Source organism: Serratia sarumanii, assembly GCF_029962605.1.
GTDB lineage: Bacteria > Pseudomonadota > Gammaproteobacteria > Enterobacterales > Enterobacteriaceae > Serratia > Serratia sarumanii.
In genome coordinates this window covers 2,065,613-2,089,181 of record NZ_CP124750.1, presented here as the reverse complement: position 1 = coordinate 2,089,181, position 23,569 = coordinate 2,065,613, and the positions used below count along the sequence as shown (strand labels likewise).

The following is a 23,569-nucleotide window of genomic DNA, read 5'->3' as shown; positions in this document are numbered from 1 at the left end:
CGCTCAGCCTGCGCTGCCGGTTCTGACCGCCAGCAGCGCATCCGCCAGCCGCCGTTTGTCGGCGGCGCTGAGATTCATCTGATCCACGGACGCCATAAACGCCGCCCGATCCGCCTCGCCGAGCGGGCCGGCGCGCAGCCGCTCCGCCAGCCGTTGCAATATCTGGCTGCTCAACTGTGCGATCTGCGGGCGCACCTGCGCCAACGGCCGCGGCTGCCAGCCGGGTTCCGGGCTCGCCAGCCAGTCGGCGCGATAGCGGTACTGAATCGCCTTGGCGGCGTTCATCTGCGCGGCGATAAAAGGCCGCACCGACGCGGGCTCCAACCCCAAACGCCCCGCCTCCGCCTGCGCGCTGGCCAACACCTTCGCCTCCTGCGCCAGGTCTTCGATCGGCAAATGCTGCTGCGCCTTGTAACCGGCAACGTCTTTCATCAACGACAGCCGTTGGTTCACCAGTTCGCCGATGGCGGCGGCGCCGTCGGCCAACGCGGGAAAACTGGTCAAACAGCAGGCTATCAATAACGCCCTGAACATGGTGCCTCCCTTATGATGCAGTGAAAACGTAAGGCCCAAAGTTCACCACGTCCGCCCCGCGCTGGCAAATAAAAAGGCCCCGCCGCAGCGAGGCCCGATAACGCTCGACAAACCTTAGTCGAACACGCCGTTGATGACGGAAGCCACAATCGCGGTGCTGAGTGCGACCAGCACCAGATCGTCGCCGGCGATACGCCACTCATAACCCGGGTACTGCGGCAGATCGCGCAGCATCGAGTAAGGCACCACTTTTTTGGCGATGCCCGGCGGCAGCGGTTTACCGCGCGCCAGATTCTTGGCGATGCCCGGTGGCAGCGAGCTGTAGCCGGTCAGGCCGTAGTTGCGCGCCAGCGAACGGGCGCGGTCGCGCGAGAGGCTGACGGAAACCAGATTATCGTCGTTTCTATAGCCGCCTTTATCTTTATTGCCTTTGTTGCCGTTGTTGCCATGGTTACCACTATTACCGTGATTGCCGCTGTTGCCATGGCCATTACCGTTGCCGTTACCATTGCCGCCTTTGTCAGCCAGGGCCGGGGCGGATGACAACCCCAGCGACGCGATCAGCGCCAACACCGTGAGGGTCGTACGACGTTTGTTCATGTTGTGTATTCCTGCTTGGGGGGACTCTGTTGACTATAGCGGGTCTTTTCCGGACGAAGTATAAGGAAAACTCCGAGATAACGGTGCGGTTTGACGGCAGTCGCGCCAATAGTTTGTTTCAACGCAACACGCCTCGAGAATTCCGAAGCTTACCTCAGATTTTTCTTGAAGAAAAATAAGCCTTACGCTAGCGTGGGAGGGTAACAAAAAAGAGTTAGCATGCTCTTTTTCGTCGCACCTCAAATCTTATTCTTATCATCCATAATGATAATAGCGAACACTTCCCGCCTCTCCGTGCGGGATTCTTTTTCCCGCCGCTGTCGCCCCAATCTGGTGCTTTATGTTGAGATTTGGTTGCCAATAATTTACATTCGCTGTCTGAGAAACCTCAACCTCCCGCGGTGGCCAGGCTGGCAACGGGTGGGCGTTCAGGAGCAAAAGACGTGCAAATGACCCTCATGGAATACATCACTCGCCACTTTAACGGCGATCTTCATCGTTACGCGCAGTCTGAAGGCGTCAGCCGTGAACAAATCATTAGTTGGATAAATAATGAATGTCACGTGATCAAAGGCAGGCTGTTTATGCCGGTGAAGCATCTCCCGGTTGAACAAGCCCAGTGATGACAAAAAAAACCCCGCCAAGCGGGGTTTTCTGTTTCTGATAACACGGAAAATCAGAAGTTATAGCCGACCACGAGGTAATAACCCCAGCCGGTAGACTTGATCGGGCCCTGCGGGGTGCCGATATCCGCGCCATCCTGCCACTGGCCGCCGTTATGGAAGTAACGCGCCACGAAAGAATAGTGCCAATGATCGTAGTTCAGCGCCAAAATATGGCTGGAGGCGATCGAGTTGCTGGTGCGCACCTGTTTGCCGGTGCCGTCAACCCAATGGCTGTCCTTGCCCAGATCGGAACCGAAGTCGAAGTTGGTGAAGCCGATGTAGCTCAGGTTGCCGCCCCACACCTGGGTCAGCGGCACGAAGTATTTCACCTTGAAGCGGTAACCGTCCCAGCTGTTCTCGTTGGCGGCCTGGTAGTTTTCCCACTGGTATTTGGCATAGATGTTCATCGACAGGCTCATCGGCAGGCCGGTGTCGATATCGGTGCCCAGACCCATGTACCAGGTGTTCTGACGGCCGTCGGCGTTGTGGCCCAGATCATAGATGTAGTTGTTGGCGAAGTACCACTCTTTGAACGGACCGAAGCTCAGATCGGTGCCGGTCAGCTTGTCGATGGAGAAGCGCGGTTCAATCTCCATAAACAGCGGGGAACCTTTGTCCCAGATGCCGCGATCCGGGGTATTGCCCACGCCGAAGAACTTCGGCACGTCAACGTAACCGTAGAAATCGAACCAGTCTTTCTTGGCGAAGGCTTCGTATTCGAGATACACGTCGTTATTCAGCTGCGGCCCGAAGCGGGTGTGGTAGCTGCCCACCACGTTGACGCTCTGGTGCCACCAGTCGGAGACATATTGACTGTCTTTGCTATCAGCCATTGATGATGCACTGTAAGACGCTGCGAGCAGTACACCTGCTGCGAGAGCTATTTTTTTCATTTTATTACCACATGCTTAAAGGGCCATTTCCTGCCCGTTTAGAAAAGATGACAATGAGTCTGCCGACACCTGGCGTTGTCTTCACACAGAAACTCGGATGACGCGCGCATTATAGAAACCACTGACTGTAAGAATCTGTGATCCAGTTACGCATTTCGCGAATAGGTAATCGATTGCGTTCACATTTGTCAAATTATGTTTCATTCAAATTCACATTCGTTGTGATTTTTGTCATGCACATCGATTTTTAGCGCAGTTTTTGAGCCAACTGTCATCAGGGCGTCACCTGCCCGCCATTGAGCCGCGGCAAAGAAAAAGCCGACGTATAAACGTCGGCCTTCATAAAATCAGTAAAAAATACGCAAAGCGAAATCAGTTCACCGCCGGCACCGCCTTGGCGATGTTTTCCTGGCGGAACGCCACCTCTTCGCCGTTTTTCACCTCCCAGCTGGCGACCGGGATATCGGTCTTGGGCGCCGCCGCGACGACCGAGCCGTAAATCAGCTTGTCGTCGCGGCGCAAAATATAAACGTCGAGCTGATATTCATGCCGCAGATTCGCCGTGGTCAGGCGCACGGTATCGCCGCGCTCGTAGTGATGCACGTCGATTTCGGGTTGTTGAATAAATTGAATGTCGCTTCTCATCGTCGTCGTTCCTTCAGGCAACATGGCTAGTTAAATTCTAGTTCAACATTGCGCCGACGGCGGATAATTTCCGTTAATTTCCACGGGTTGCCCGCCAACAGATCAGCGAGCCGAGAGTGACCATCGCCACGCCCTGCCAGAAATTGACGGTCAGCGAGGTGTGCAACACCAGCGCGGCGAACACTGCCGACAGGACCGGGGTAAAATAAGAGACGGTCGCCAGCAGCGTCATGTTGCCGTGCAGAATGCCGACGTTCCAGGCGGCATACCCCGCCCCCATCGCCACCCCGGCGCACAGCAGCGTCACAGTCACGCCGGCGCTGAACTGCATGCCGCTTTCCGCGCTGAAGGCATATTTAAGCCACAGCGCCAGCGCGGTCAGCACAATGAACAGCACCACGCCGTTGCTGCCCTGGGCGATCTTCTTGGTCAGGTTGCAGTACAGCGCCCAGATCACCGCGCCGCTGAACGCCAGCCCGTAGCTGAGCGGATTGCTGCGCACGTTGGCCAGCATCTGCGCCGGTGACCAGCCGCCCTCGCCGCTCATGATCCAGCCGATGCCGAACAGCGACAGCAGCAGCCCCGGCAGCAGCCACCATTTCGCCTTTTGGCCGTTGAGCGCCAGCGCCATCAGCACGGTGAAACAGGGCCACAGGTAGTTGATCATGCCCACTTCTATCGCCTGCAGGCGGGTATTGGCGTAGCCGAGCGACAGCGACAGGCAGATCTCGTAGCTGACGAACAGCAGACTGCCGACGATGAGATAAGGCCGCGGAAAGCTGCGCCATTTCGGCACGCCGAGCGCCACCAGCAAAAACGCCGCGCTGACGCTGTAGATCATCGCCGCGCCGCCGATCGGCCCCAGCCCTTCGCTGACGCTGCGAATCAGGCCGACGACGCTGCTCCACAGCACAATGGCCAACAAACCGAACAGCGTGGCGCGGGTACGCGAGGGTAAAGCGGGCATAAGGCGGGTCCAATGGGTTATTTTTTATCAGGTTTTTCACTCTACTGCCGCACGCGCCAAAAAGAAAGGCGGGAAATTCCCGCCTGTGAGTTTATTGCTGCGGCTGCCGCTCGAGCTGCGGCGGCGGCTGGCGAAAACGCCGGGTCAGCCAGGCCAAATAGCCGAAGCCCAGCGTCGCCCAGATCAGCCCCATGGTCAGCGAGCTCTTCTCCAGGTTCAGCCACAGCACCCCCACCGTCAGCGCCCCCACCAGCGGCAGGAACAGGAAGTTGAAGCGATCCTTCCAGCTTTTGTTGCGCCCTTCGCGAATGAAGAAGTGGCTGATCACCGACAGGTTGACGAAGGTAAAGGCCACCAGCGCGCCGAAGTTGATCAGCGCCGTGGCGGTCACCAGATCGAACGACAGCGCCGACAGCGCCACCAGCCCGACCATCAGCACGTTCAGCGATGGCGTGCGCCATTTAGGGTGAATGTAGCCGAAGAATTTCTCCGGGAACACGTTGTCACGCCCCATCACGTACAGCAGGCGCGACACGCTGGCGTGCGACGCCAGACCGGAGGCCAGCGTGTTGATAAAGGTCACGCACAGGAAGATCGACTGGAACAGCTTGCCGCCGACGTACAGCGCGATCTCCGGCAGCGCGGCATCGGGCTGGTGGAAACGCTGAATGGTCGGGAAAAACAGCTGGATGAAGAACGACACGCTGATAAAGATCACCCCGCCATACAGCGCGGTCAGGAAGATGGCGCGCGGGATCACCTTGGCGGCGTCGGGCGTCTCTTCGCACAGCGTGGTGACCGCGTCAAAGCCGAGGAACGAGAAGCACAGGATAGTGGCGCCGGTAATGATCGGCAGCAGGTGCGCATTCTCACTGAGGAACGGCCGCAGGCTCCACACCGTGCCCATCCCCTCGCCGTTGTGCAGGCCGCGCACCACCAGGTAGATGAACACCAGAATGATCGCCACCTGCGCCAGCACGAACAGGGTATTGAAGTTGGCCACCAGATTGACGCTTTTCAGATTGATGGCGGTAATCAGGATAACGAAGCCCACCACCCACACCCAGGGCGGCACTTCCGGGAACAGCGCGGTCAGGTAAATCTTCGCCAGCAGCGTGTTGATCATCGGCAGGAACAGATAATCGAGCAGCGATGACCACCCCACCAGAAAACCGACGTGCGGGTTGATCGCCTTCTGCGCATAGGTGTAGGCGGAGCCGGCGGTAGGAAACTGGCGCACCAGTTTGCCGTAGCTGATGGCGGTGAACAGCACGCCGGCCAGCGCCAGCAGATAGGAGGTCGGCACATGGCCGTCGGTGAGGCCGGAGACGATGCCGAAGGTATCGAACACCGTCATCGGCGTCAGATAGGCAAGGCCCATCATCACCACCTGCCACAGCCTGAGGGATTTGCGCAGCTGCGGTTTGCCCGCCGGGCCGCCGTCGGTGGCTTTAATCGTCATGGCATTTCCCCTCTTGGTCCTCTGCTGTCAACCGTGCAACGTCATTCAGAGAGGCCGCGGGGAAACTGCTGCTCAGGCGGCGGGTAAAACGGGTTGAGGTCACTGTCGGGCGGCCGGCGACCGGCCCGTAGGCACTGCGGCACAGGCAAACGTCTGCGCATGGGAATGACTGAGTCATGGTTATTTCCTCGTCGGCGTCCTGTACGCCGTGATAGAAGAAATTCAGTACCGCAGCGCGCAGCCTCACCGGCCACAGGAGAGCCGATGAAATGCGCCGGACGCGCGCGGTAGTCGCAGGGTGAGCGGGATCAGGCGTTTTTCAGCATCCACTCGATTTCGGTTTCGGTGATCAGGCGCTCGAACTGCACCAGCTCATCGGTTTTGCAGGCCAGATAGACGTGGCTGAAACGTTCGCCCAGCAATGCATTGAGCACCGGCTGATGTTCGAACTCGTACAGCGCGTCGCTCTGGCGGATCGGGAACGGCAGCCCGTCCTGCTCCAGCCCGTTGCCGGTCACCGGCTCAGGCAGCGGCAGCGCGGTTTCCAGCCCGTAGACGATGCCGGCCAGAATGGCCGCCATCACCAGATAAGGGTTGGCGTCGGCGCCCGCCACGCGGTACTCCACGCGGTGGTTGTCGCGATCGCCGCAGGGAATGCGCAGCGCCACGGTGCGGTTGTTATGCCCCCAAGAGGCCTGGGTCGGCACATACATGCCGGGCTGGAAGCGGCGGTAGGCGTTGACGTTCGGCGCCAGCAGCGCCATCGAAGACGGCATCAGGGCGATCATGCCCGCCAGCGCCTGTTTCAGCAGCGCCGAATCTTCGCCATCGTCGTCGGCGAACACGTTGTTGCCCTGCGCGTTCAGCATGCTGATGTGCACGTGCATGCCGCTGCCGGCGTGTTCCTCATACGGCTTGGCCATAAAGGTCGCCTGCATGTTGTGGTTCTCGGCCACCATGCGCACCAGCCGCTTCAGCGCCAGCGCGTGATCGCAGGCCTGCAGCACGTCGTCGGTATGGTGCAGGTTGACCTCGAACTGCCCCGGCGACGCCTCCGCCACCGCGCCGTCCGCCGGAATGCCCTGCAAACGCGCCAGTTCGTCGATCTCGCTCAGCACGTCGGCGAAATGGTTGAGGTTATCGACGGAATACACCTGGCTTTGGGTGTTGCGCTCTTGCGTGCCCGGCGCGCACGGCGGCTGCAGATAGCCCTCCGCGTCGCGTTGACGATCGATGAGATAGAACTCCAACTCTACCGCTACCACGGGGGAAAGCCCGCGCTGACGCAAGCGCTGCCACACTCGGTTCAGCACATTGCGCGGTTCAACGTCAAAGGGAGTGCCATCTTCATCCAGCATGGTGAGCAGCACCTGCGCGATATATTGCGGGTCCGCCGCCGACGGCGTCAGCGTGCCCGGCACCGGCACGCACACGTGATCCGGTTCGCCCAGCTCCTGCCCCAACCCGGCCTCTTCTACGACGTTGCCGAGAATATCCATCGCAAATACCGACGCCGGGAAGTAACAGCCCTTCTCAAGTTTGTTCAGGCCGCCGACCGGGATGCGTTTGCCGCGGAAGCTGCCGTTCAGATCGGTCAACAGTACGTCGACATGTTGGGTTAACGGATAACGTTCCAGATACTTCTTCACTTCGCGCTGGAACGCGCTACTTCGTCTCTCTTCACTGTGCTGAACAAAGTTTTCCACTTCTACGATGTTGGTCTGCATGGTTCACCCGCCGTTTGTGTTTTGCTGTCGTCGATGTTTATTGACCGTCTTGTTCAATATAATGCCCACAAATGAAACGTAGATGAAACAAATTTGTTTTGCAAGTGTTACTTTTGGTTTGAATATTGCCCAATCGACTGCTAGATTTATAGAATATTGAACGAAATCGGCGGTGGAGATGCTTATCGTTCATAATTTCGAACGTACCAAGGGGATAGCATGGACAATATATTTAACAGACCAGTCATCGGCGTCGTCATGTGCAGGTATAGGTTAAACGGGCACCTCACACAGACCTTGCAAGAAAAGTACCTGAATGCCGTTATCGCCGCCGGCGGCCTGCCGATCGCCCTGCCGCACGCGCTGGCGGAGCCGGAAATGCTGGCGGAACTGCTGCCGCGACTCGACGGCATTTTGCTGCCGGGCAGCCCCAGTAATGTGCAGCCGCACCTTTATGGTGAAAACGGCGATGAGCCTGACGCCGATCCTGGCCGAGACGCGTTGAGCCTGGCGCTGATCCGCCAGGCGTTCGACAGGCGCATTCCCCTTTTCGCCATTTGCCGCGGCATGCAGGAGATGGTGGTCGCCACCCAAGGCACCCTGCACCGCCGCCTGTACGAACTACCCGAGCTGCTGGAGCATCGTGAAGACCACGACCTGCCGCTGGAACAGCAATACGCCCCCGCCCACGAAGTCATCGTTCAGGAAGGGGGGCTGCTTTCGCAACTGATACCGGATTGCAACAGATTCTGGGTGAACTCGCTGCACGGCCAGGGCGCCAAAACCCTGGGCGCGAGCGTGCGCATCGAGGCGCACGCCGCCGACGGGCTGGTGGAGGCGATCAGCGTGCGCGATCAGCCCTTCGCGCTCGGCGTGCAGTGGCACCCGGAGTGGAACAGCGACGAGTACGCCCTGTCGCGCCTGTTGTTTGATGGTTTCATCACCGCCTGTCGGAACTATCAAAAGGAAAAACGCCCATGAGCGACGTCAGCTTGGCACCGGGAAAACGTCTGTCGCAGATCCGTCAACAATTAGGGTTGTCGCAGCGCCGGGTCGCCGAACTGTCTGGGTTAACCCACAGCGCCATCAGCACTATCGAACAAGATAAGGTCAGCCCGGCCATCAGTACGCTGCAAAAGCTGCTGACGGTATACGGTCTGTCGCTGTCGGCGTTTTTCGCCGAGCCGGAAAAACCGGCGGAGCCGCAGATCGTGATAGGCAGTGACGATCTGATCGAAATCGGCAGCCAGGGCGTTTCGATGAAGCTGATCCACAACGGCGACCCGAACCGCACGCTGGCGATGATGATCGAGACCTACGAACCGGGCACCACCACCGGCGAGCGCATCAAACATCAGGGGGAAGAGATCGGCACGCTGCTGGAGGGCGAAGTGGTGCTGCAGGTCAACGGCCAGAGCTATCACCTGCTGGCCGGGCAGAGCTACGCCATCAATACCGGCATCCCCCACAGTTTCAGCAACACGTCGGCGCGCATTTGCCGGATTATCAGCGCCCATACGCCGACGACATTCTGATCAACGGAGCCAGGCATGAACTTTCACCATTTGCAGTATTGGCAACAACGGGCGCAGACCCTGAAGATTGAGCACCGGTTGTTTATCGACGGCCGCTACCAGCCGGCCGCCGCGGGGAAATTTTTCGCCGTGGAAGATCCCGCCGGGCGCCGTGAGCTGGCGCAGGTTGCGCGCGGCGAAGCCGCCGACATCGATCGGGCGGTCAGCGCGGCGCGCGCCGTCTTTGAACGCGGCGACTGGGCGCAGGCCGCCCCGGCGCAGCGCAAAGCCACGCTGCTGCGCTTCGCCGATCTGATGGAGCAGCATCACGAAGAGCTGGCGCTGCTGGAAACGCTGGACACCGGCAAACCGATTCGCCACAGCCTGCGCGACGACGTGCCGGGCGCCATTCGCTGCATCCGCTGGTACGCCGAAGCGATCGATAAGGTCTACGGCGAAATCGCCCCCACCGGCCGCGAGGCGCTGGCGCTGATCGAGCGCGAGCCGATCGGCGTGGTCGGCGCCATCGTGCCCTGGAACTTCCCGCTGCTGCTGGCCTGTTGGAAACTCGGCCCGGCGCTGGCCGCCGGCAACAGCGTGGTGCTCAAACCCTCCGAAAAATCGCCGCTCAGCGCCATCCTGCTCGGCAAACTGGCGCAGCAGGCCGGGCTACCGGACGGCGTGCTGAACGTGGTGCCCGGCTATGGCCACGACGCCGGCAAGGCGCTGGCGCTGCACCGCGACGTCAACGCCCTCACCTTTACCGGCTCCACGCCGGTGGCGAAGCAGCTGATGATCTACGCCGGCGAATCGAACATGAAACGCGTCTGGCTGGAGGCCGGCGGCAAGAGCGCCAATATCGTCTTCGCCGACTGCCCGGATCTGGATCAGGCCGCCCGCAGCGCTGCCGCCGGCATCTTCTATAATCAGGGGCAGGTGTGCATCGCCGGCACTCGCCTGCTGGTAGAGGCGAGCATTCAGCAGGAATTCCTACAGGCGCTGCGCAAACACGCGGCGGCCTTCGCTCCTGGCGATCCGCTCGATCCCGACACGGTGATGGGCACGCTGATCGACAGCGGCCACTGCGAGAAAGTGGCCGGCTATATCGATCAAGGGCTCAGCCAGGGCGCCGCGCTGTTCCTCGACGGGCGCGACCATCCGCAGGGCGACCACGCCGGTTATCTGGGGCCGACCATCCTCACCCAGGTGAACAACGCCATGAGCGTGGCGCGCGATGAAATCTTCGGCCCGGTGCTGGCGGTGACTACCTTCGACGACGAGCAACAGGCGCTGCAGCTGGCCAACGACAGCGACTACGGCCTCGGCGCCGCGGTCTGGACCCGCGATCTGGCCCGTGCGCACCGCATGGCGCGCCAGCTGAAAGCCGGCACGGTGTTCGTCAACAACTACAACGACGGCGACATGACCGTGCCGTTCGGCGGCTACAAGCAGAGCGGCAACGGCCGCGACAAATCGCTGCACGCGCTGGACAAGTTCACCGAATTGAAAACCACCTGGATCTCGCTGGAATAAGGGCTTATCTCATGACTGAACACGTAAAAAGCTACTATGCGGCCACGGCCAACGCACATCAGCCCTATCCGCAACTGAACGAATCGATCGAGTGCGACGTCTGCGTGATCGGCGGCGGCTATACCGGCCTCTCCTCCGCGCTGTTCCTGGTGGAAGCCGGTTACGACGTGGTGGTGCTGGAAGCGGCGCGCATCGGTTTCGGCGCCAGCGGCCGCAACGGCGGCCAGTTGGTCAACTCCTACAGCCGCGACATCGATGTGATTGAAGAGCGCTACGGCGCGGAAAGCGCCCGCCTGCTCGGCAGCATGATGTTTGAAGGCGCGGAGATCATCCGCAGCCGCATCAGCCGCTACGCCATCGACTGCGACTATCGCCCCGGCGGCATCTTCGCCGCGCTGAACAACAAGCAGTTCCATGCGTTGATCGAGCAAAAACGCAACTGGGAACGTTACGGCAATACCCAGCTCGAGCTGCTCGATGCGGACCGGGTGCGCCAGGAGGTTGCCAGCGATCGCTACGTCGGCGCACTGCTCGATCACAGCGGCGGCCACATCCATCCGCTCAATCTGGCGCTGGGCGAGGCCGAGGCGATCCGCCTGCAGGGCGGGCGCATCTTCGAGCAATCGGCGGTGACGAACATCCGCCACGGCGAACCGGCGCTGATCAGCACCGCCAACGGCCAGGTGAAGGCGCGTTTCGTCATCGTCTCCGGCAACGCCTATCTGGGCGACAAGCTGGAGCCGCGGCTGGCCAAGCGCAGCATGCCGTGCGGCACTCAGGTGGTGGCCACCGAGCCGCTGGCGCCGGAGATCGCGCAGGCATTGATCCCGCAGAACTACTGCGTGGAAGACTGTAACTACCTGCTGGATTACTACCGCATCACCGCCGATCATCGCCTGCTGTACGGCGGCGGCGTGGTGTACGGCGCGCGCGATCCGGACGACATCGACAACCTGATACGGCCAAAATTGCTGAAGACCTTCCCGCAGCTGAAAGGGGTGCGTATCGACTATCGCTGGACCGGCAACTTCCTGTTGACGCTGTCGCGCATGCCACAGTTCGGCCGGCTGGAGAATAACGTGTACTACATGCAGGGCTACAGCGGCCACGGCGTGACCTGTACCCATCTGGCGGGCAAGCTGATCGCCGAGCTGATGCGCGGCGACGCCGAACGCTTCGACGCCTTCGCCAAGCTGCCGCACCTGCCGTTCTTCGGCGGGCGCAATCTGCAGATCCCGTTCACCGCCATCGGCGCGGCCTACTACACGCTGCGCGACCGCATCGGCGTCTAAAACAGCAGGCCCGGTCATCCTGACCGGGCCTGTGCGTTAACGCTTAAACGATCTTCGGTTGGCCGTCCGAGGCGGTCGCCCCGCCATCGACCGGGATGTTGGCGCCATTGATAAAGCTGGCGTCGTCGCTGGCCAGGAACGCCATCACCGCCGCCACTTCTTCCGGCTCTGCCGCGCGGCCCAGCGCGATGCGCTCATTGAACTTGTCGCGGATCTCCTGCGGCCAACCGTTGGTCATGTTGGTTTTCACCAGGCTCGGGCAGACCGAGTTGATGCGCACGCCGTCACCGCCGTGGTCCAGCGCCATGGCGCGCGTCAGGTTGACCACCGCGCCTTTCGCCGCGCAGTAGTAGGCCGCGCCCCAGTCACCGCCCAGACCGGACACCGACGCGGTATTGACGATGCAGCCCTTGGTCTTCAGCAGGTGCGGCAAGGCGAATTTGGAACAGAACACCACGCCGTCGATATCGACCCCGGCGATGCGGCGCCAGTCGTCGACGCTGGTTTCCAGCACGCTGCCGGCCACGTGTACGCCGGCGTTGTTCAGCAGGACGTCGATGCGGCCCAGTTTTTCCGCCACCTCGTTCATCATTTTTTCAACCGCGACGTGATCGGACACGTCGATATGCACCGCCATCGCCCGGCCCTTCGGCAGCGAAGCAGCAACCTTGTCTACCGCCTCTTTAGCCCAGTCGGCCAGCACCACGATGGCGCCCTCGGCGGAGAACCGCCGCGCCGCCGCTTCCCCCATGCCATTGCCCGCACCGGTGATAACCACGACTTTATTGTCAAAACGCATGAGACCTCCTCCATGTGAACGTATTTATATAAGTCATACAAATCTCATTGCCCCGAGGATAAGACGCCCCTCCCCTGAGCGCCAGTCAAAACGTGCGGTTTATTAACCAAAAGGAGGTATGTCAGTGATTTCAATGCGCTGGGTTAACCTTTATCGGATTTTGGCCAACACATTGATGGATAGAATAAAATTCCGGCCTGTCACTATTTTCAAGGCGGATTGTCAGCCAGCGGGACTATTGCGGATAGGCGGTTATGGCCGCTCAGAGATAAGCGATGTGAATGAAAAACGGCAGCCGCCCGCAGGCGGCCGCGACTATTTTTTCTCGATGGGGATCACCAGCAGATCGACGTTCAGCTCGTTGATCGCCTGACGCGCCGAAGAGACCAGTCGGCTCCAGACATCGTGATGGTGGCCGAAGATCACCAGATCGAACCCTTTCTCCTTCGCCACCCGGTTCAGTTCCTCCGTCAACGCGCCGCGGCTGACGATCACCTCTTCAACCGGATACGACGACTGCCCTTTGATCGCATTGAGCATATTCTTCACCCGCTCTGAAAAGGTGCGATCGGTGTAGTTATAATCGCCCACGCCCAGATCGACGTAATAACCGGCGCGATGAATGTCGATATAGATCAGGGAAAGTTGGGCATTGAGCGCGGCGGCCAGCCTGGCGCCCTTGCCCAGCAGGAACTCGGCGTCTTCGCTGAGATCCGTGGCGACAACGATATGCCGATAAGCCATGATGGCGGCCCTCCTCGTCAACTCCGTAAACAGGATGGCGCTCCTTGCCGCATGTTTCTCATGCACCTTAAGTTTAGCCCAGCGCCGGTTCGCTCGCCTGTCTCGCAATCGTTCCATCTGTGGAACGATGCATCCCGCCTTTGCGGTCTACCGGATTTTTCTCCCCTCCCTACACTGTAGACAAGCGCTGAGTTTCAGCCTTATCAATCAAAGCAGATACCCATTGACCTCACGACAAGAGAAGGAAAAAACCATGAGCACTCCAGCCAACTTCAACGGCCAGCGTCCTGTTATTGATGCCAATGACGCGGTCATGCTCCTGATCGACCACCAGAGCGGCCTGTTCCAGACCGTCGCCGACATGCCGATGACCGAACTGCGCGCCCGCGCCGCCGCCCTGGCCAGCATCGCCACCCTCAGCAAACTGCCGGTGATCACCACCGCTTCAGTGCCGCAGGGCCCGAACGGCCCGCTGATCCCGGAAATCCATCAGAATGCGCCGCACGCGCAATACGTCGCCCGCAAAGGGGAAATCAACGCCTGGGACAACCCGGACTTCGTGGCGGCGGTCAAAGCCACCGGCCGCAAGACGCTGATCATCGCCGGCACCATCACCAGCGTCTGCATGGCCTTCCCGTCCATCAGCGCGGTGGCCGAAGGCTATAAAGTGTTCGCGGTGATCGACGCCTCCGGCACCTACTCGAAAATGGCGCAGGAAATCACCCTGGCGCGCGTGGTGCAGGCCGGCGTGGTGCCGATCGACACCGCCGGCGTGGCCTCGGAGCTGCAGGGCAGCTGGAACCGCGCCGACGCTCAGCAGTGGGCCGAGGTTTACACCAAAATCTTCCCGGCCTATCAACTGCTGATCGAGAGCTACCTCAAAGCGCAGGACGTAGTGAAAAACAACGAACTGCTGGACTCCCAGCGTTAAGATCGCGGGCATAAAAAACCCCGGCCAAGGCCGGGGCTATTAATCGCGTGCCGGTGACTTTCCCGGCTGTCATGTTATGGCGTAAGCGTCCATCCAACACTCCAACATTACGCAGCCTAAGCGCGACTTTTTCACAACAGAAAAATAGACTGAAACGCGGCGTTATTAATTCTGTGGCAATCTGTTTTTCTGTTGCCAATAATAATTAATTATTGGAACGTCATCGAGGAATCGAACCCCAGTCCGCCAACGGATAATTTCGTTGCCGCTCTTCCTGCTGAGCTAATGACGTATTGGTAAAGACTCCGGGCGAACCCGGAGTTTATTCAGGCTGAGGACGTTATTTCTTAACTGCTCCGGCTTAAACCCTCATCGCTGTCGTAAGAAATCGGACCTCGGCCGAAAATTATAACGCGACCACGTTGCCGGCAGAAGGGCCCTTCATGCCATTTTCGATAGTGAACTCAACCTGTTGGCCTTCGTCCAGCGTTTTGAAATCGTTGCTCTGGATAGCAGAGAAATGTACGAACACGTCTTTGCTGCCGTCTGCCGGGGTGATAAAGCCGAAGCCTTTACCTGCATCAAACCATTTTACCAAACCAGTCATTTTAGTAGACATAGAGATATTTCCTTTATATTTTTGCGACGCCATAGGGCGATAGAGGTCTGTTTTTATTGGAAACTTATGGGGCACTAGAGAAGAAAATTCGCGGAAAAAGAGGTATCTGATGGATATCGCTAATACTGAGAACTGCTTTACTAAAACTGCTTTCATAAGGTCTGTACTACAAACCGATGACGCTATTTACACACGGCTGAGTTATTTAAGCAAGATATATTTTAAATTATATTCATATGGCTCATAAATTTATTATCGCAAAAGGCCGCTGACGCCTGTCGCTACGGGCGGAGTGAAACACAACGAACAGCTAGACTCGCAGCGCTGATCGCCAAAGATCACAGCACCGGGGCTGACTATGAAAGCGCAAATAGCCGCCGCTTCCGCGTTATGTTCTTCCCTTCACGCGAAAGCGCTCTCTGCTATAAAAACAGGGATAAGCGCTTAATCGTCATGAAAAAGCCATAAAAACTTAATAAATCAATCTGTTCTCGACACGGGTACATTATCGTTGCTACGATAATTATTTATATTCGCAGGAAATGACCTCAAGGATGGCTATGATTGGCAAAAGAACACTGACGCTAGCTGTGCTGACACTCAGTTTGGCAGGCTGCCAGCCGGCACCACCAAGCTATGTGGAAAACGCGAATGCCTTGATCGCCAAACAGATCAGCGCAATTAGCCTGCAAACGGCACAGTGCAAATTTGCCCAAGACGGGCACTATTGGATTTCGGCTTGCTCGTTGGGTACTGCGCACACCGCACCGGTGTTCGCCTTGTTCGAACAGGAAGGCGTTATGCAGGCCAACGACAATCTGGCCATCGCCGTCGTGCCGCTCAACGAGCAAGCTCGCCACCTCTCACAGGATCCGCGCTTCACTATCCCGGTAATGCAACGCCGCATTCCGGTAGACGCGGATAAAGCCTTCAATCGCTTATTTGCCCAATCATCGCCTTAACCCCTCTCAGCCGACGATCGCGATCCCCAGCCGCTCCAGCAGCTGCGCGGCCTGGTGGCTGTCCATTTTGACGCCCTGCAGATCGGTGGTGCGTAAATCCAATTCGCCCAGTTCCGCATTGCTCAAATCGCACTGGGTGACGTCGGCGGCGCGCCAGTCGAATCCGGAGAACTCGCCGCCGGACAGATCGGAGCCGCTGAAGCTGGCGCCGAGCACCTGTGCGCCGTACCAGCGGTTTTCCCACAGCTCGCATTTCTCCAGCACCACCTTGGCGAAGTTGGCGTAGCTCAGGTTGCTTTTGGTGATATAGGCGCTGCAAAACCCGATGCGGCTGGTGATCATGTTCATAAAACTGGCGCCGCGAAAATCGGCGCCCTGCGCGCGGCATTCGCGGATCTCCAGCCCCAGGGCGCTGGCGTAGCGGAAGTCGGCCATCGACAAATCGCAGCTTCTGAAGCTGGCGTCTTTCAGTATCGCACGGCTGAAATTGCCGCCCTGTCGGCTGTCACGATCGTAAAACTGGCAGCCGATAAACTCGGTGCCGGTCAGATCGGCGCCCGAAAAATCACACAGCATAAAGCTGCCGTTTTCAATCTTCTCGCCGGTAAAGCGGTTACGGTCAATCTTTTCACCCTTCAACATCAGACTCATCGCAGCGCACCTGTTTATTTATACAGTCAGTGCGGCATTTAATCCTATTCCGGCAGGGTTGGCAACCGTCGCCGATCGGCGGGCCTCCGCTCTAACGCCACCTTGACGATGCTGAATGTCCTGACGCTCTCCGCCTGAGCGACGTCGGCAAACAAACGGGGGTAACGGGAGTTGACCACCCACACTTCGCCATCGCGCAGCGCGGCGCCGGTCGGCCCATCCAATTCCGGCGGCGTGGCGACCGCCGTGATATGCGCGCTGGCCCAGCCGTCGTTCGAGGAAAGCAGCGTTACGTTGCCGGACATGCCCCCTTTTCTCCCCGGAAAAGACTGTACGATCACCAATTCATGGGCGTTTTTGAGCCGCAGCCCGTCCGGCCCTTTCAGCCGCTGCGGCAGCCTGATTTCACTTATTGCAGGCGCGTTATCCAGCGTCACCTTCCACAGCAGCCCGCGGGTGTAGTCCGCCGCAATCAGATAGCCATCCGGATGATACACGATGCCGTTGAGATAAGGCTGCGTGCCCTGCGCTGCGGCGGGGGCGTCGGCGGGGATCAAACGCGCCGAGCGCACCAGAATCGACACCTGGCGCGTTGCCCGGTCAATCTTGTAAATCTGCGGCTGGAAGCTGTCGGTCACGTAGATATTGCCCTGCGCGTCGAGCGCCAGATCGTTGGCCAGCGTCGGCCCACGGCTTAACGATGAAAGATCGTACGTCTGCTGCAGCGCGCCGGTATCGAGATTGAACTCCAGCACCTGCGCCACGCGATTGCGCGTGCCGGAGGCTGAGTTGAGGGATACGCCCACGTCTTCGTTGCACACCAGCACCCGGTTGCGCTCGGCGTCCACCAGCATGCCGGAGGTGGTGATAAGTCCACTGCCGGTGGAAAAGCGCCGATAGCGGCCATCCGGGTAGACCAGGCCGAGCTGCCCGCCACGCAGGGACGACACCAGGAACGCGCCGGCGCGCGCATTCCAGGCGATGCCTTCAGGGTAGGCGCCGGCGGCATCCGGCGAGAATTCGATGCGCTGCGTGGCCTGCGCCTGCATGACGCCGCTGAGAAACAGCGCGGCGCCGGCAAGCTGGGTGAGGCGTCGGCGCCGCGGCAACAAGAAAGAAAAGAGGCAGAAGCGGAACATAAGCATGATCCTGATGAGGACTCGGATCGCTAGAGTAGGATCGCGCCGCTCACGGCACCAGCCGGGAAAAAGGCAATGCGCTACTAAAAAAATCGCAGTAATCGGCGCAAAAAAAACCGCCCGGGCGGGCGGTTGAGGCGACGGCGAACCGTTACTTCAGGGCTTCCTGAATGGCGTCGGCCATCGGGCCGATGTGCTTCTCCGCCGCCTTCAGCTGGAAGTCCACGCCGTTGCCGTCGTTGGTATCCGACAGCGTGGCCTTGATCAGTTCCAGCGCCGCCTGCACCGCCACCAGCCGTTTATGCTGTTCGTCCGTGACCGGTTTGGCGCCCATATTGGCCGGATAGTAATGTTCTAACATCGCGATCTCCTTTTGATGACGTTAACCTCTAACCTACCAGAAAACCGCGCATTTACTAAGGAAACCAGGCCCTGCGCGGCCGAGTGACGATAAATTGCACTATACTGGGCAAACACGCCCCCTGCTACAGGACCATCGCCATGCCATTCCAGGGAAGCTGCCACTGCGGCGCCGTCACCTTCTCCGTGGACGCCGAACTGCCCACCGAGGCCCTCAGCTGCAACTGTTCGATCTGCCGCCGCAAAGGGCTGCTGCTGTCGTTCTTCCCCATCAGCGCTTTCACGCTCAACAGCGGCCAGGACCAGCTCAGCGCCTACACCTTCAATCAGCACAAGATCCGCCATCAGTTCTGCCGAGTCTGCGGCGCTCAGCCCTTCGCCTACGGCACCGCGCCGGACGGCGCCGCGATGTGCGCCGTCAACCTGCGCTGCGTGCCTGACGTCGCGCTGGATGCGTTGCAGATCCACAGTTACGACGGCGCCAGCATCTGAGATTCCGCTTTTTCAGCGGTAGACGGAGAACTTCTTGGTCAGCGGCTTAAGCTGTTCGGCGTCGCCGTAGAGCGCCACCGCCACGAAATCCAGTTGTTCGTAAGGGGTGTTGGCGGTGTCGGCGATCTGCTGTTCGGCGGAGTGCGACAGCATGGTGGTGGTGAAGAAGTTGGACAGTACGCCCTCCTCCTTGCATTTGAGGATCAGGTTGCTGAGCTGGCTGCTGTTTTTAGCCTGCAGGATCACTATCGGATAGTGGCTCATATTGGCGCTGACGCCGTCGAGGCTGCTCGGGTAGTGGTGAAACTGGCGCTGTTCGATCAGATCGGTGATGCCCGCCGTCAGATGGCAGGAAGCGTTAAACAGCGTGGCCGGTTCGTGATTGCGGTTGAGGATGATATAAAACTTTTTCTCGTTGTCGCTGTACATACTCTTCTCCTTGAATAGGCAGCCAGTTTTACCCAACCGGCGCACGGTTTCAAGGCACGATAAGGGGCCGCGTCCGGCCCCTGTGATAACGCTGCCGGCTCAGACGGCGCCTTCACCCGGGCCGAGCGGCTGCGCCACCTGATGCAGCACGGTGATGTGCTGCAAAAGCGTGCCGCCGTCGATCGGTTTCATCTGGCCGTCGCGATCTTTATAGTGCGTCGGCTTGGCGCCGTGGAAGAACAGCCCGGCGTTGACCTGTACGCCCAGATAGCCTGCGCTGGCCGGCAGGCGCTGCACGTCGGTCCAGGGGTTGGAAACCGGCACGTACTGGAAACCCTCGCTCGTTTTGACGTACAGCGGGCGCAGCAGCGTGACAAAGGCCATCATCGGCGACAGCGCGTCTTTAAAGATCTGCACCGGCCGATCGACCGTCATCAAGAAACCCAGCGGCTGCTCCTCAACCGTGTCGAGGCTCAGGCTGCTGCTGATATCATCACCCCGGCCGCCATAGCTCCATTCAATGGCCGGCGCCCCACTTTCGTTCATCATCTCTGACATACACTGCTCCTTATAAAATGAATTCAACACGCCTGCTGCGTGCCGGAACAGTAAACCGCTGCAGGGGGACCCGCGTCCACGCCGGGCGGCACGCTGGCGAACCAAACAACGAAGGCGCGCAATAAAGCTCGAAATGAATAATTTCCCCGCGTGATAGCGCAGCATTTGAACGACCTCAGCCGTTGCAAGAGCACATAGTGATGGCGTTACCGCCACTGGAGAGTGTTATGACCGCGATTAAACCGGACGCCATCGACCGCGTTCTCCCCGCCGCCACGCCCTGGCTAGCCGTCATCAACGTGCTGTTCGCCGGCATCGCCGCGGCGCTGCACGTGGGCAAGGCCACCATCGCGCTACCGGCGCTGCAGGCCGAGTTCGGCCGTTCGCTCGAAGCGCTGAGCTGGGTTATTTCGGCCTTTCCCTTCGTCGGGGTGTTCGGCGGCATCGCCGCCGGGCTGCTGGTGCGCCGCTGGGGCGACCGGCGGCTGCTGGCGCTCGGGCTGCTGATCATCAGCGCCGCCAGCTTTACCGGCGCCGCGCTGCACGACTTCAGCGGGTTGATCGTCAGCCGCTTTGTCGAAGGCCTCGGCTTCGTGATCGTGGTGGTCGCCTCGCCGGCGGTGCTGAACCGCATCGTCGCCCCGGCGCAGCGCAGCCTGGTGTTCGGCATCTGGAGCACCTTCATGCCGGCGGGCATCGCCATTTCGCTGTTTTTCGGCCCCCATCTCGCCGGCTGGCAGCAGAGTTGGCAGGCCGGTGCGGCGCTGACGCTGCTGGCCGCCCTGCTGCTGCCGCTGACCACGTCCCGCCGCACCGCCAACGCTCACACCCCGTCGCTGCCGCTGCGGCAAGCGCTGGCCACCCTGCTGAGTGCGCGCCGGCCGCTGTTGCTGGCGCTGATGTTCGCCACCTACAACCTGCAATTTTTCTCGGTGATGACCTTCCTGCCGATCTTCCTGATGCAGCGCATCGGCCTGTCGCTGGCGGCCGCCGGCGGTATCAGCGCGGCGGCGGTGGCGGCGAACATCATCGGCAACCTCGCCGCCGGGCTCTTGCTGTCGCGCGGTCTGCGCGCCGGTAGCCTGCTCGCGGCCACCAGCCTGATCATCGGCGTCTTCGGCATCGGCATTTTCTTGCCGATAACGCCCAACGCCCTGCTGATCCCGCTGTGTTTCCTGTTCTGCGCCATCGCCGGCATGCTGCCCGCCACCATTCTGGCCGCCACGCCGGCGGCGACGCCGGAACCGACGCTGCTGCCGCTGAGCCTGGGGCTGGTGATGCAGGGGAACTATCTCGGCCAGGTGATCGGCCCGGTTGCGCTGAGCGCCATCGTGGCCGCAGCCGGTTGGGCGGCCCCGGCCTGGCTGGTGCTGGCGGCGGCCGTGTCAGGGGCGCTGTTGGCGCTGGCTTTTCTCAGCCGGCGGCATAAGGCGGGGTGATAAGCAGAAAGGTGGTTTTGTTTGTTATAAGCGGTGCTGAATTTTCCCTGGTGCAGGTGCCTACCTATCGCGAAGGATAAGGCCAATGATGATCGAGACCCGACAATGACAAGGCGCCGGTGGCCGCGAAATACACCAGCAAGCCGGCAAAGGCGATCAGTAGCGTCTTCTCGATGACGCCGAGTCGTTTGTGTTCAGTCATTTGCATACTCCTTCGTGGTATCGGGCGAACGGCCGCCCTCATCAACACTAGGAAAGCCTGGCGCAGGCGGCAAGTGCGGCTCACAAAATGAAACACAATCGATAAATTTTGTTAATTATTTAGCCCTCTTTCTTTTCTCACGCCGCCGCCTGTTCACCCTGCGGCGCCCGCCTTGCCCTTAATAACCCTATGGAATACGCCACTAAAAATCCCCTACCGGTTAAGTAAAGGTGATGATAGTGTTGTTTTCATTCAGTTCATCTATGCTGAAAATTCATCTTTTGAGGGACGACTATGATGTCTAAAGGCATTTCCAAGGGATTCTTTATTCTGATCCTGTTCATCGTTACCGCCGCCTTTTTCGACGTGCTGGGGCCTTACTACTCCTCGGTGTTGTGGGCGGTCATTCTGGCGGTGATTTTCCATCCGGTAAAAAAGAAACTGAAGCAGTACGTCGGCGAACGCAACGGCGTGGTGTCGCTGCTGACGGTGGCGCTGATCTGCCTGATCGTGTTCACGCCGTTGGCGATCATCGCCTCGTCGCTGGCGATGGAATTCAACGTGATCTACACCAAGCTGCAGACCAACAACAGCCAGTTGCCGGCCATGCTGGCGGACTTTATGCGCCACCTGCCCGGCTGGGCGCAGCGCTTCCTGGCGGAACATAACCTCAACAGCGCCGCCGAGATACAAAAGCAGCTTTCCGAGGTGGCGCTCAAGGGCGGGCAATATCTGGCGGGCAGCGTCTTCCTGATCGGCAAGGGCACTTTCAACTTCGTCGTCGGCTTCGGCGTGATGCTCTACCTGCTGTTCTTCCTGCTGAAAGACGGCCCCTATCTGGTGAACCTGGCGCTCGAAGCGCTGCCGCTCTCCCAGCATGTAAAACACCACCTGTTCGTGAAGTTCGCCGCCGTCTCCCGCGCCACCGTCAAGGGCACGGTGGTGGTCGCCGTGGTGCAAGGCGCGCTCGGCGGGCTGGCGTTTTACTTTACCGGCATCGACGGCAGCCTGCTGTGGGGCGCGCTGATGGCGTTCCTGTCGATTATCCCGGCCGTAGGCTCCGCCATCATCTGGGTGCCGGCGGTGATCTACTTCTTCGCCACCGGCATGCTGTGGAAAGCCATTTTCCTGGTAGTGTTCTTCGTGGTGGTGATCGGCTTGGTGGACAACATTCTGCGCCCGCTGCTGGTGGGCAAAGACACCAAAATGCCGGACTACCTGATCCTGATTTCCACCCTGGGCGGCATGGAGATCTACGGCATCAACGGCTTCGTCATCGGCCCCTTGATCGCCGCGCTGTTCATCGCCTGCTGGAACATTCTGTCCGGCCGCGACAGCGAGGAGAACATCGAAGAGATCGACGAAGCGTTTATCGAGGAAGGCAAAAATCATCCCGACGCGGTGGAGTAAACCTCCCGCAGCGAATCACGCAGGGGCCCAATGGGCCCCTTTTTTGTCAGTGGTTTTGTATCAGCGCGCCGGGATAAAAAAGACCTGCTCCGGATCGCCGTCATCGAGATTGTCAATCCGGCCGCTGGCGACAAACCCGGCGTTCAGCAGCAGCCGCTGCATCGGCAGGTTGGAGCGATTGGTGGAGGTGAACAGCTTCGGTTGCCGGCAATGGGACTTCAACGCCGCAATCAGCGCCTGCCCGACGCCCCGGCGGCGATAGCGCTCGCCGACCATCAACATCTCGATAAAGCCGCAGCCGAAGAAGTGATAGTGCAGCACCCCATAGCCCATCACCATGCCCTGTTCCTCGGCAAGAAAACAGATGCCCTGCGCGCACCAGGCGCGGATTTGCGCCGCGCGCTGCGGCGCATTCTGAGCAACGCTGTCCAGGGCGATCAGGGCTGCGGCATCGGTTTCCGCAGCAAGGCGCACAAGCATATTTAACCCCTCATTCGTATGGATGACGGCGGAACCGCTTCAACGAAACGGCAACCGAAGCGGGATAATTTTTACATCCCCGCCAAATTTTGTAATCCTATTATAGAGTTACTAAAAACACGCCAAGGAAGGAAAACATTTCCCGATGAAAATACCGCAAATTTCCGCCGCCCTGCTGTTTACCCTGCTGCTGGCGGGCTGCCAGTTCCACAAAACCGTGTTCCCGCCGCCGTATATCGGCACTCCGCAAGAGATCAGCACCTACGAAGTGAAAGGGCTGACCTTCGTCACCACCGTCACCTTCAGCGGCCTGTTTGCTGAAGAGCTGGTGCGCGAGTACGCGCAGAAGCATCACTACCGCTATTACGTGGTCACGATGCGCAGCAACGGTTTTAAAGATCGAAGCGAGCGCGTGAGCGCAATGATGTATCGGTAGGTATTGGCAACATATGCCGTGAAATAATGCCGAAAAGACTGGCTTCAGCATTAGGAAACGCTATACGAAATATTGCACAACCCAAT

Annotated in this window: 28 protein-coding genes and 1 pseudogene; 11 read left to right on the top strand and 18 right to left on the bottom strand. The window is 59.5% G+C overall.

Annotated elements, in window-relative coordinates; translation table 11 throughout:
- Window positions 1-3 precede the first annotated feature (3 nt).
- Window positions 4-534, bottom strand: coding sequence for a chorismate mutase (locus SSARUM_RS10005; RefSeq protein ID WP_039566463.1), 531 nt, complete (start codon window positions 532-534; stop codon window positions 4-6).
- Between the two features lie 114 nt (window positions 535-648).
- On the bottom strand, window positions 649-1,134 hold the full coding sequence (locus SSARUM_RS10000) for an anti-virulence regulator CigR family protein (RefSeq protein ID WP_033646351.1): 486 nt from the start codon (window positions 1,132-1,134) through the stop codon (window positions 649-651).
- Window positions 1,135-1,577: 443 nt separating this feature from the next.
- Here SSARUM_RS10000 and SSARUM_RS09995 point away from each other — a divergent pair, with 443 nt between their 5' ends.
- Entirely contained in the window at window positions 1,578-1,757 is a 180-nt protein-coding gene (locus SSARUM_RS09995) for a hypothetical protein (protein WP_025160261.1), read from the top strand.
- Between the two features lie 53 nt (window positions 1,758-1,810).
- Here the strand turns inward: SSARUM_RS09995 and SSARUM_RS09990 are convergent, their stop codons facing one another.
- The 5 genes from SSARUM_RS09990 to SSARUM_RS09970 form a co-directional block, all read right to left on the bottom strand.
- Window positions 1,811-2,692, bottom strand: coding sequence for a nucleoside-specific channel-forming protein Tsx (locus tag SSARUM_RS09990; RefSeq protein WP_004941293.1), 882 nt, complete (start codon window positions 2,690-2,692; stop codon window positions 1,811-1,813).
- 372 nt (window positions 2,693-3,064) lie between these two features.
- A complete protein-coding gene (locus tag SSARUM_RS09985; protein WP_004941292.1) occupies window positions 3,065-3,337 on the bottom strand; it encodes a hypothetical protein in 273 nt (90 codons plus the stop codon).
- Between the two features lie 73 nt (window positions 3,338-3,410).
- On the bottom strand, window positions 3,411-4,304 hold the full coding sequence (gene yddG, locus SSARUM_RS09980) for an aromatic amino acid DMT transporter YddG (RefSeq protein ID WP_060418468.1): 894 nt from the start codon (window positions 4,302-4,304) through the stop codon (window positions 3,411-3,413).
- A gap of 91 nt (window positions 4,305-4,395) precedes the next feature.
- Complete coding sequence (locus SSARUM_RS09975; protein ID WP_060418467.1) at window positions 4,396-5,766, bottom strand: APC family permease; 1,371 nt, start codon at window positions 5,764-5,766, stop codon at window positions 4,396-4,398.
- A gap of 308 nt (window positions 5,767-6,074) precedes the next feature.
- Window positions 6,075-7,493, bottom strand: coding sequence for a glutamine synthetase family protein (locus SSARUM_RS09970; RefSeq protein ID WP_033646355.1), 1,419 nt, complete (start codon window positions 7,491-7,493; stop codon window positions 6,075-6,077).
- A 219-nt stretch (window positions 7,494-7,712) separates the two neighbouring features.
- On the opposite strand from SSARUM_RS09970, the gene puuD reads away from it, so the two are divergent.
- The 4 genes from puuD to SSARUM_RS09950 are packed head-to-tail and all read left to right on the top strand — an operon-like array spanning window position 7,713 to window position 11,832.
- Window positions 7,713-8,474, top strand: coding sequence for a gamma-glutamyl-gamma-aminobutyrate hydrolase (puuD, locus tag SSARUM_RS09965; protein ID WP_043147308.1), 762 nt, complete (start codon window positions 7,713-7,715; stop codon window positions 8,472-8,474).
- A complete protein-coding gene (gene puuR, locus SSARUM_RS09960; RefSeq protein WP_033638246.1) occupies window positions 8,471-9,028 on the top strand; it encodes an HTH-type transcriptional regulator PuuR in 558 nt (185 codons plus the stop codon). Before puuD ends, puuR begins: the two co-directional genes overlap by 4 nt.
- Before the next feature lie 15 nt (window positions 9,029-9,043).
- The gene (gene puuC, locus SSARUM_RS09955) at window positions 9,044-10,540 is read left to right on the top strand and encodes an aldehyde dehydrogenase PuuC (RefSeq protein WP_049234411.1); all 1,497 of its coding nucleotides are present in this window, start codon (window positions 9,044-9,046) and stop codon (window positions 10,538-10,540) included.
- 11 nt (window positions 10,541-10,551) lie between these two features.
- Window positions 10,552-11,832, top strand: a complete 1,281-nt coding sequence (locus SSARUM_RS09950) for an NAD(P)/FAD-dependent oxidoreductase (RefSeq protein WP_282494666.1) — start codon at window positions 10,552-10,554, stop codon at window positions 11,830-11,832.
- A 43-nt stretch (window positions 11,833-11,875) separates the two neighbouring features.
- Here SSARUM_RS09950 and budC read toward each other — a convergent pair whose 3' ends face one another.
- Both budC and SSARUM_RS09940 read right to left on the bottom strand, forming a co-directional pair.
- On the bottom strand, window positions 11,876-12,631 hold the full coding sequence (budC, locus tag SSARUM_RS09945; RefSeq protein WP_025302549.1) for a meso-2,3-butanediol dehydrogenase: 756 nt from the start codon (window positions 12,629-12,631) through the stop codon (window positions 11,876-11,878).
- Between the two features lie 315 nt (window positions 12,632-12,946).
- Window positions 12,947-13,375, bottom strand: a complete 429-nt coding sequence (locus SSARUM_RS09940; RefSeq protein ID WP_033638240.1) for a universal stress protein — start codon at window positions 13,373-13,375, stop codon at window positions 12,947-12,949.
- 253 nt (window positions 13,376-13,628) lie between these two features.
- On the opposite strand from SSARUM_RS09940, the gene SSARUM_RS09935 reads away from it, so the two are divergent.
- Window positions 13,629-14,306 (top strand): isochorismatase family protein, encoded by a 678-nt coding sequence (locus SSARUM_RS09935; protein WP_016928046.1) that lies wholly within the window; start codon window positions 13,629-13,631, stop codon window positions 14,304-14,306.
- 213 nt (window positions 14,307-14,519) lie between these two features.
- On the opposite strand, the pseudogene SSARUM_RS09930 reads toward SSARUM_RS09935, so the two are convergent.
- Window positions 14,520-14,598: pseudogene (locus SSARUM_RS09930) on the bottom strand.
- Window positions 14,599-14,712: 114 nt separating this feature from the next.
- On the bottom strand, window positions 14,713-14,925 hold the full coding sequence (gene cspE, locus SSARUM_RS09925) for a transcription antiterminator/RNA stability regulator CspE (RefSeq protein ID WP_033638238.1): 213 nt from the start codon (window positions 14,923-14,925) through the stop codon (window positions 14,713-14,715).
- Between the two features lie 560 nt (window positions 14,926-15,485).
- Here cspE and SSARUM_RS09920 point away from each other — a divergent pair.
- A complete protein-coding gene (locus tag SSARUM_RS09920) occupies window positions 15,486-15,887 on the top strand; it encodes a hypothetical protein (RefSeq protein WP_039567110.1) in 402 nt (133 codons plus the stop codon).
- A 6-nt stretch (window positions 15,888-15,893) separates the two neighbouring features.
- Here the strand turns inward: SSARUM_RS09920 and SSARUM_RS09915 are convergent, their stop codons facing one another.
- The 3 genes from SSARUM_RS09915 to SSARUM_RS09905 form a co-directional block, all read right to left on the bottom strand.
- Complete coding sequence (locus SSARUM_RS09915) at window positions 15,894-16,538, bottom strand: Qnr family pentapeptide repeat protein (protein ID WP_060429928.1); 645 nt, start codon at window positions 16,536-16,538, stop codon at window positions 15,894-15,896.
- Between the two features lie 44 nt (window positions 16,539-16,582).
- Window positions 16,583-17,677 carry an SMP-30/gluconolactonase/LRE family protein gene (locus SSARUM_RS09910; protein WP_223182003.1) on the bottom strand — a complete coding sequence of 365 codons (1,095 nt, stop codon included), beginning with the start codon at window positions 17,675-17,677 and terminating at the stop codon, window positions 16,583-16,585.
- A gap of 151 nt (window positions 17,678-17,828) precedes the next feature.
- On the bottom strand, window positions 17,829-18,038 hold the full coding sequence (locus SSARUM_RS09905) for a hypothetical protein (protein WP_025160266.1): 210 nt from the start codon (window positions 18,036-18,038) through the stop codon (window positions 17,829-17,831).
- A 140-nt stretch (window positions 18,039-18,178) separates the two neighbouring features.
- On the opposite strand from SSARUM_RS09905, the gene SSARUM_RS09900 reads away from it, so the two are divergent.
- Window positions 18,179-18,529, top strand: a complete 351-nt coding sequence (locus SSARUM_RS09900) for a GFA family protein (protein WP_033646361.1) — start codon at window positions 18,179-18,181, stop codon at window positions 18,527-18,529.
- A 12-nt stretch (window positions 18,530-18,541) separates the two neighbouring features.
- Here SSARUM_RS09900 and SSARUM_RS09895 read toward each other — a convergent pair whose 3' ends face one another.
- Window positions 18,542-18,958: a DUF2000 domain-containing protein gene (locus SSARUM_RS09895; RefSeq protein ID WP_049212527.1), complete on the bottom strand. Its 417-nt coding sequence runs from the start codon at window positions 18,956-18,958 to the stop codon at window positions 18,542-18,544.
- A 99-nt stretch (window positions 18,959-19,057) separates the two neighbouring features.
- Window positions 19,058-19,516 (bottom strand): hypothetical protein, encoded by a 459-nt coding sequence (locus SSARUM_RS09890; RefSeq protein WP_048321486.1) that lies wholly within the window; start codon window positions 19,514-19,516, stop codon window positions 19,058-19,060.
- A 227-nt stretch (window positions 19,517-19,743) separates the two neighbouring features.
- Here SSARUM_RS09890 and SSARUM_RS09885 point away from each other — a divergent pair, with 227 nt between their 5' ends.
- A complete protein-coding gene (locus tag SSARUM_RS09885; protein ID WP_048321485.1) occupies window positions 19,744-20,955 on the top strand; it encodes an MFS transporter in 1,212 nt (403 codons plus the stop codon).
- A gap of 64 nt (window positions 20,956-21,019) precedes the next feature.
- Here the strand turns inward: SSARUM_RS09885 and SSARUM_RS09880 are convergent, their stop codons facing one another.
- Window positions 21,020-21,157, bottom strand: coding sequence for a hypothetical protein (locus SSARUM_RS09880; RefSeq protein ID WP_162837928.1), 138 nt, complete (start codon window positions 21,155-21,157; stop codon window positions 21,020-21,022).
- 294 nt (window positions 21,158-21,451) lie between these two features.
- Between SSARUM_RS09880 and SSARUM_RS09875 the strand changes: the two genes are divergently transcribed.
- Entirely contained in the window at window positions 21,452-22,567 is a 1,116-nt protein-coding gene (locus SSARUM_RS09875) for an AI-2E family transporter (RefSeq protein ID WP_048321484.1), read from the top strand.
- A gap of 60 nt (window positions 22,568-22,627) precedes the next feature.
- Here SSARUM_RS09875 and SSARUM_RS09870 read toward each other — a convergent pair whose 3' ends face one another.
- Window positions 22,628-23,047, bottom strand: coding sequence for a GNAT family N-acetyltransferase (locus tag SSARUM_RS09870; RefSeq protein ID WP_048321483.1), 420 nt, complete (start codon window positions 23,045-23,047; stop codon window positions 22,628-22,630).
- A 145-nt stretch (window positions 23,048-23,192) separates the two neighbouring features.
- Between SSARUM_RS09870 and SSARUM_RS09865 the strand changes: the two genes are divergently transcribed.
- Window positions 23,193-23,483: a hypothetical protein gene (locus SSARUM_RS09865; RefSeq protein ID WP_033646366.1), complete on the top strand. Its 291-nt coding sequence runs from the start codon at window positions 23,193-23,195 to the stop codon at window positions 23,481-23,483.
- Window positions 23,484-23,569 lie beyond the last annotated feature (86 nt).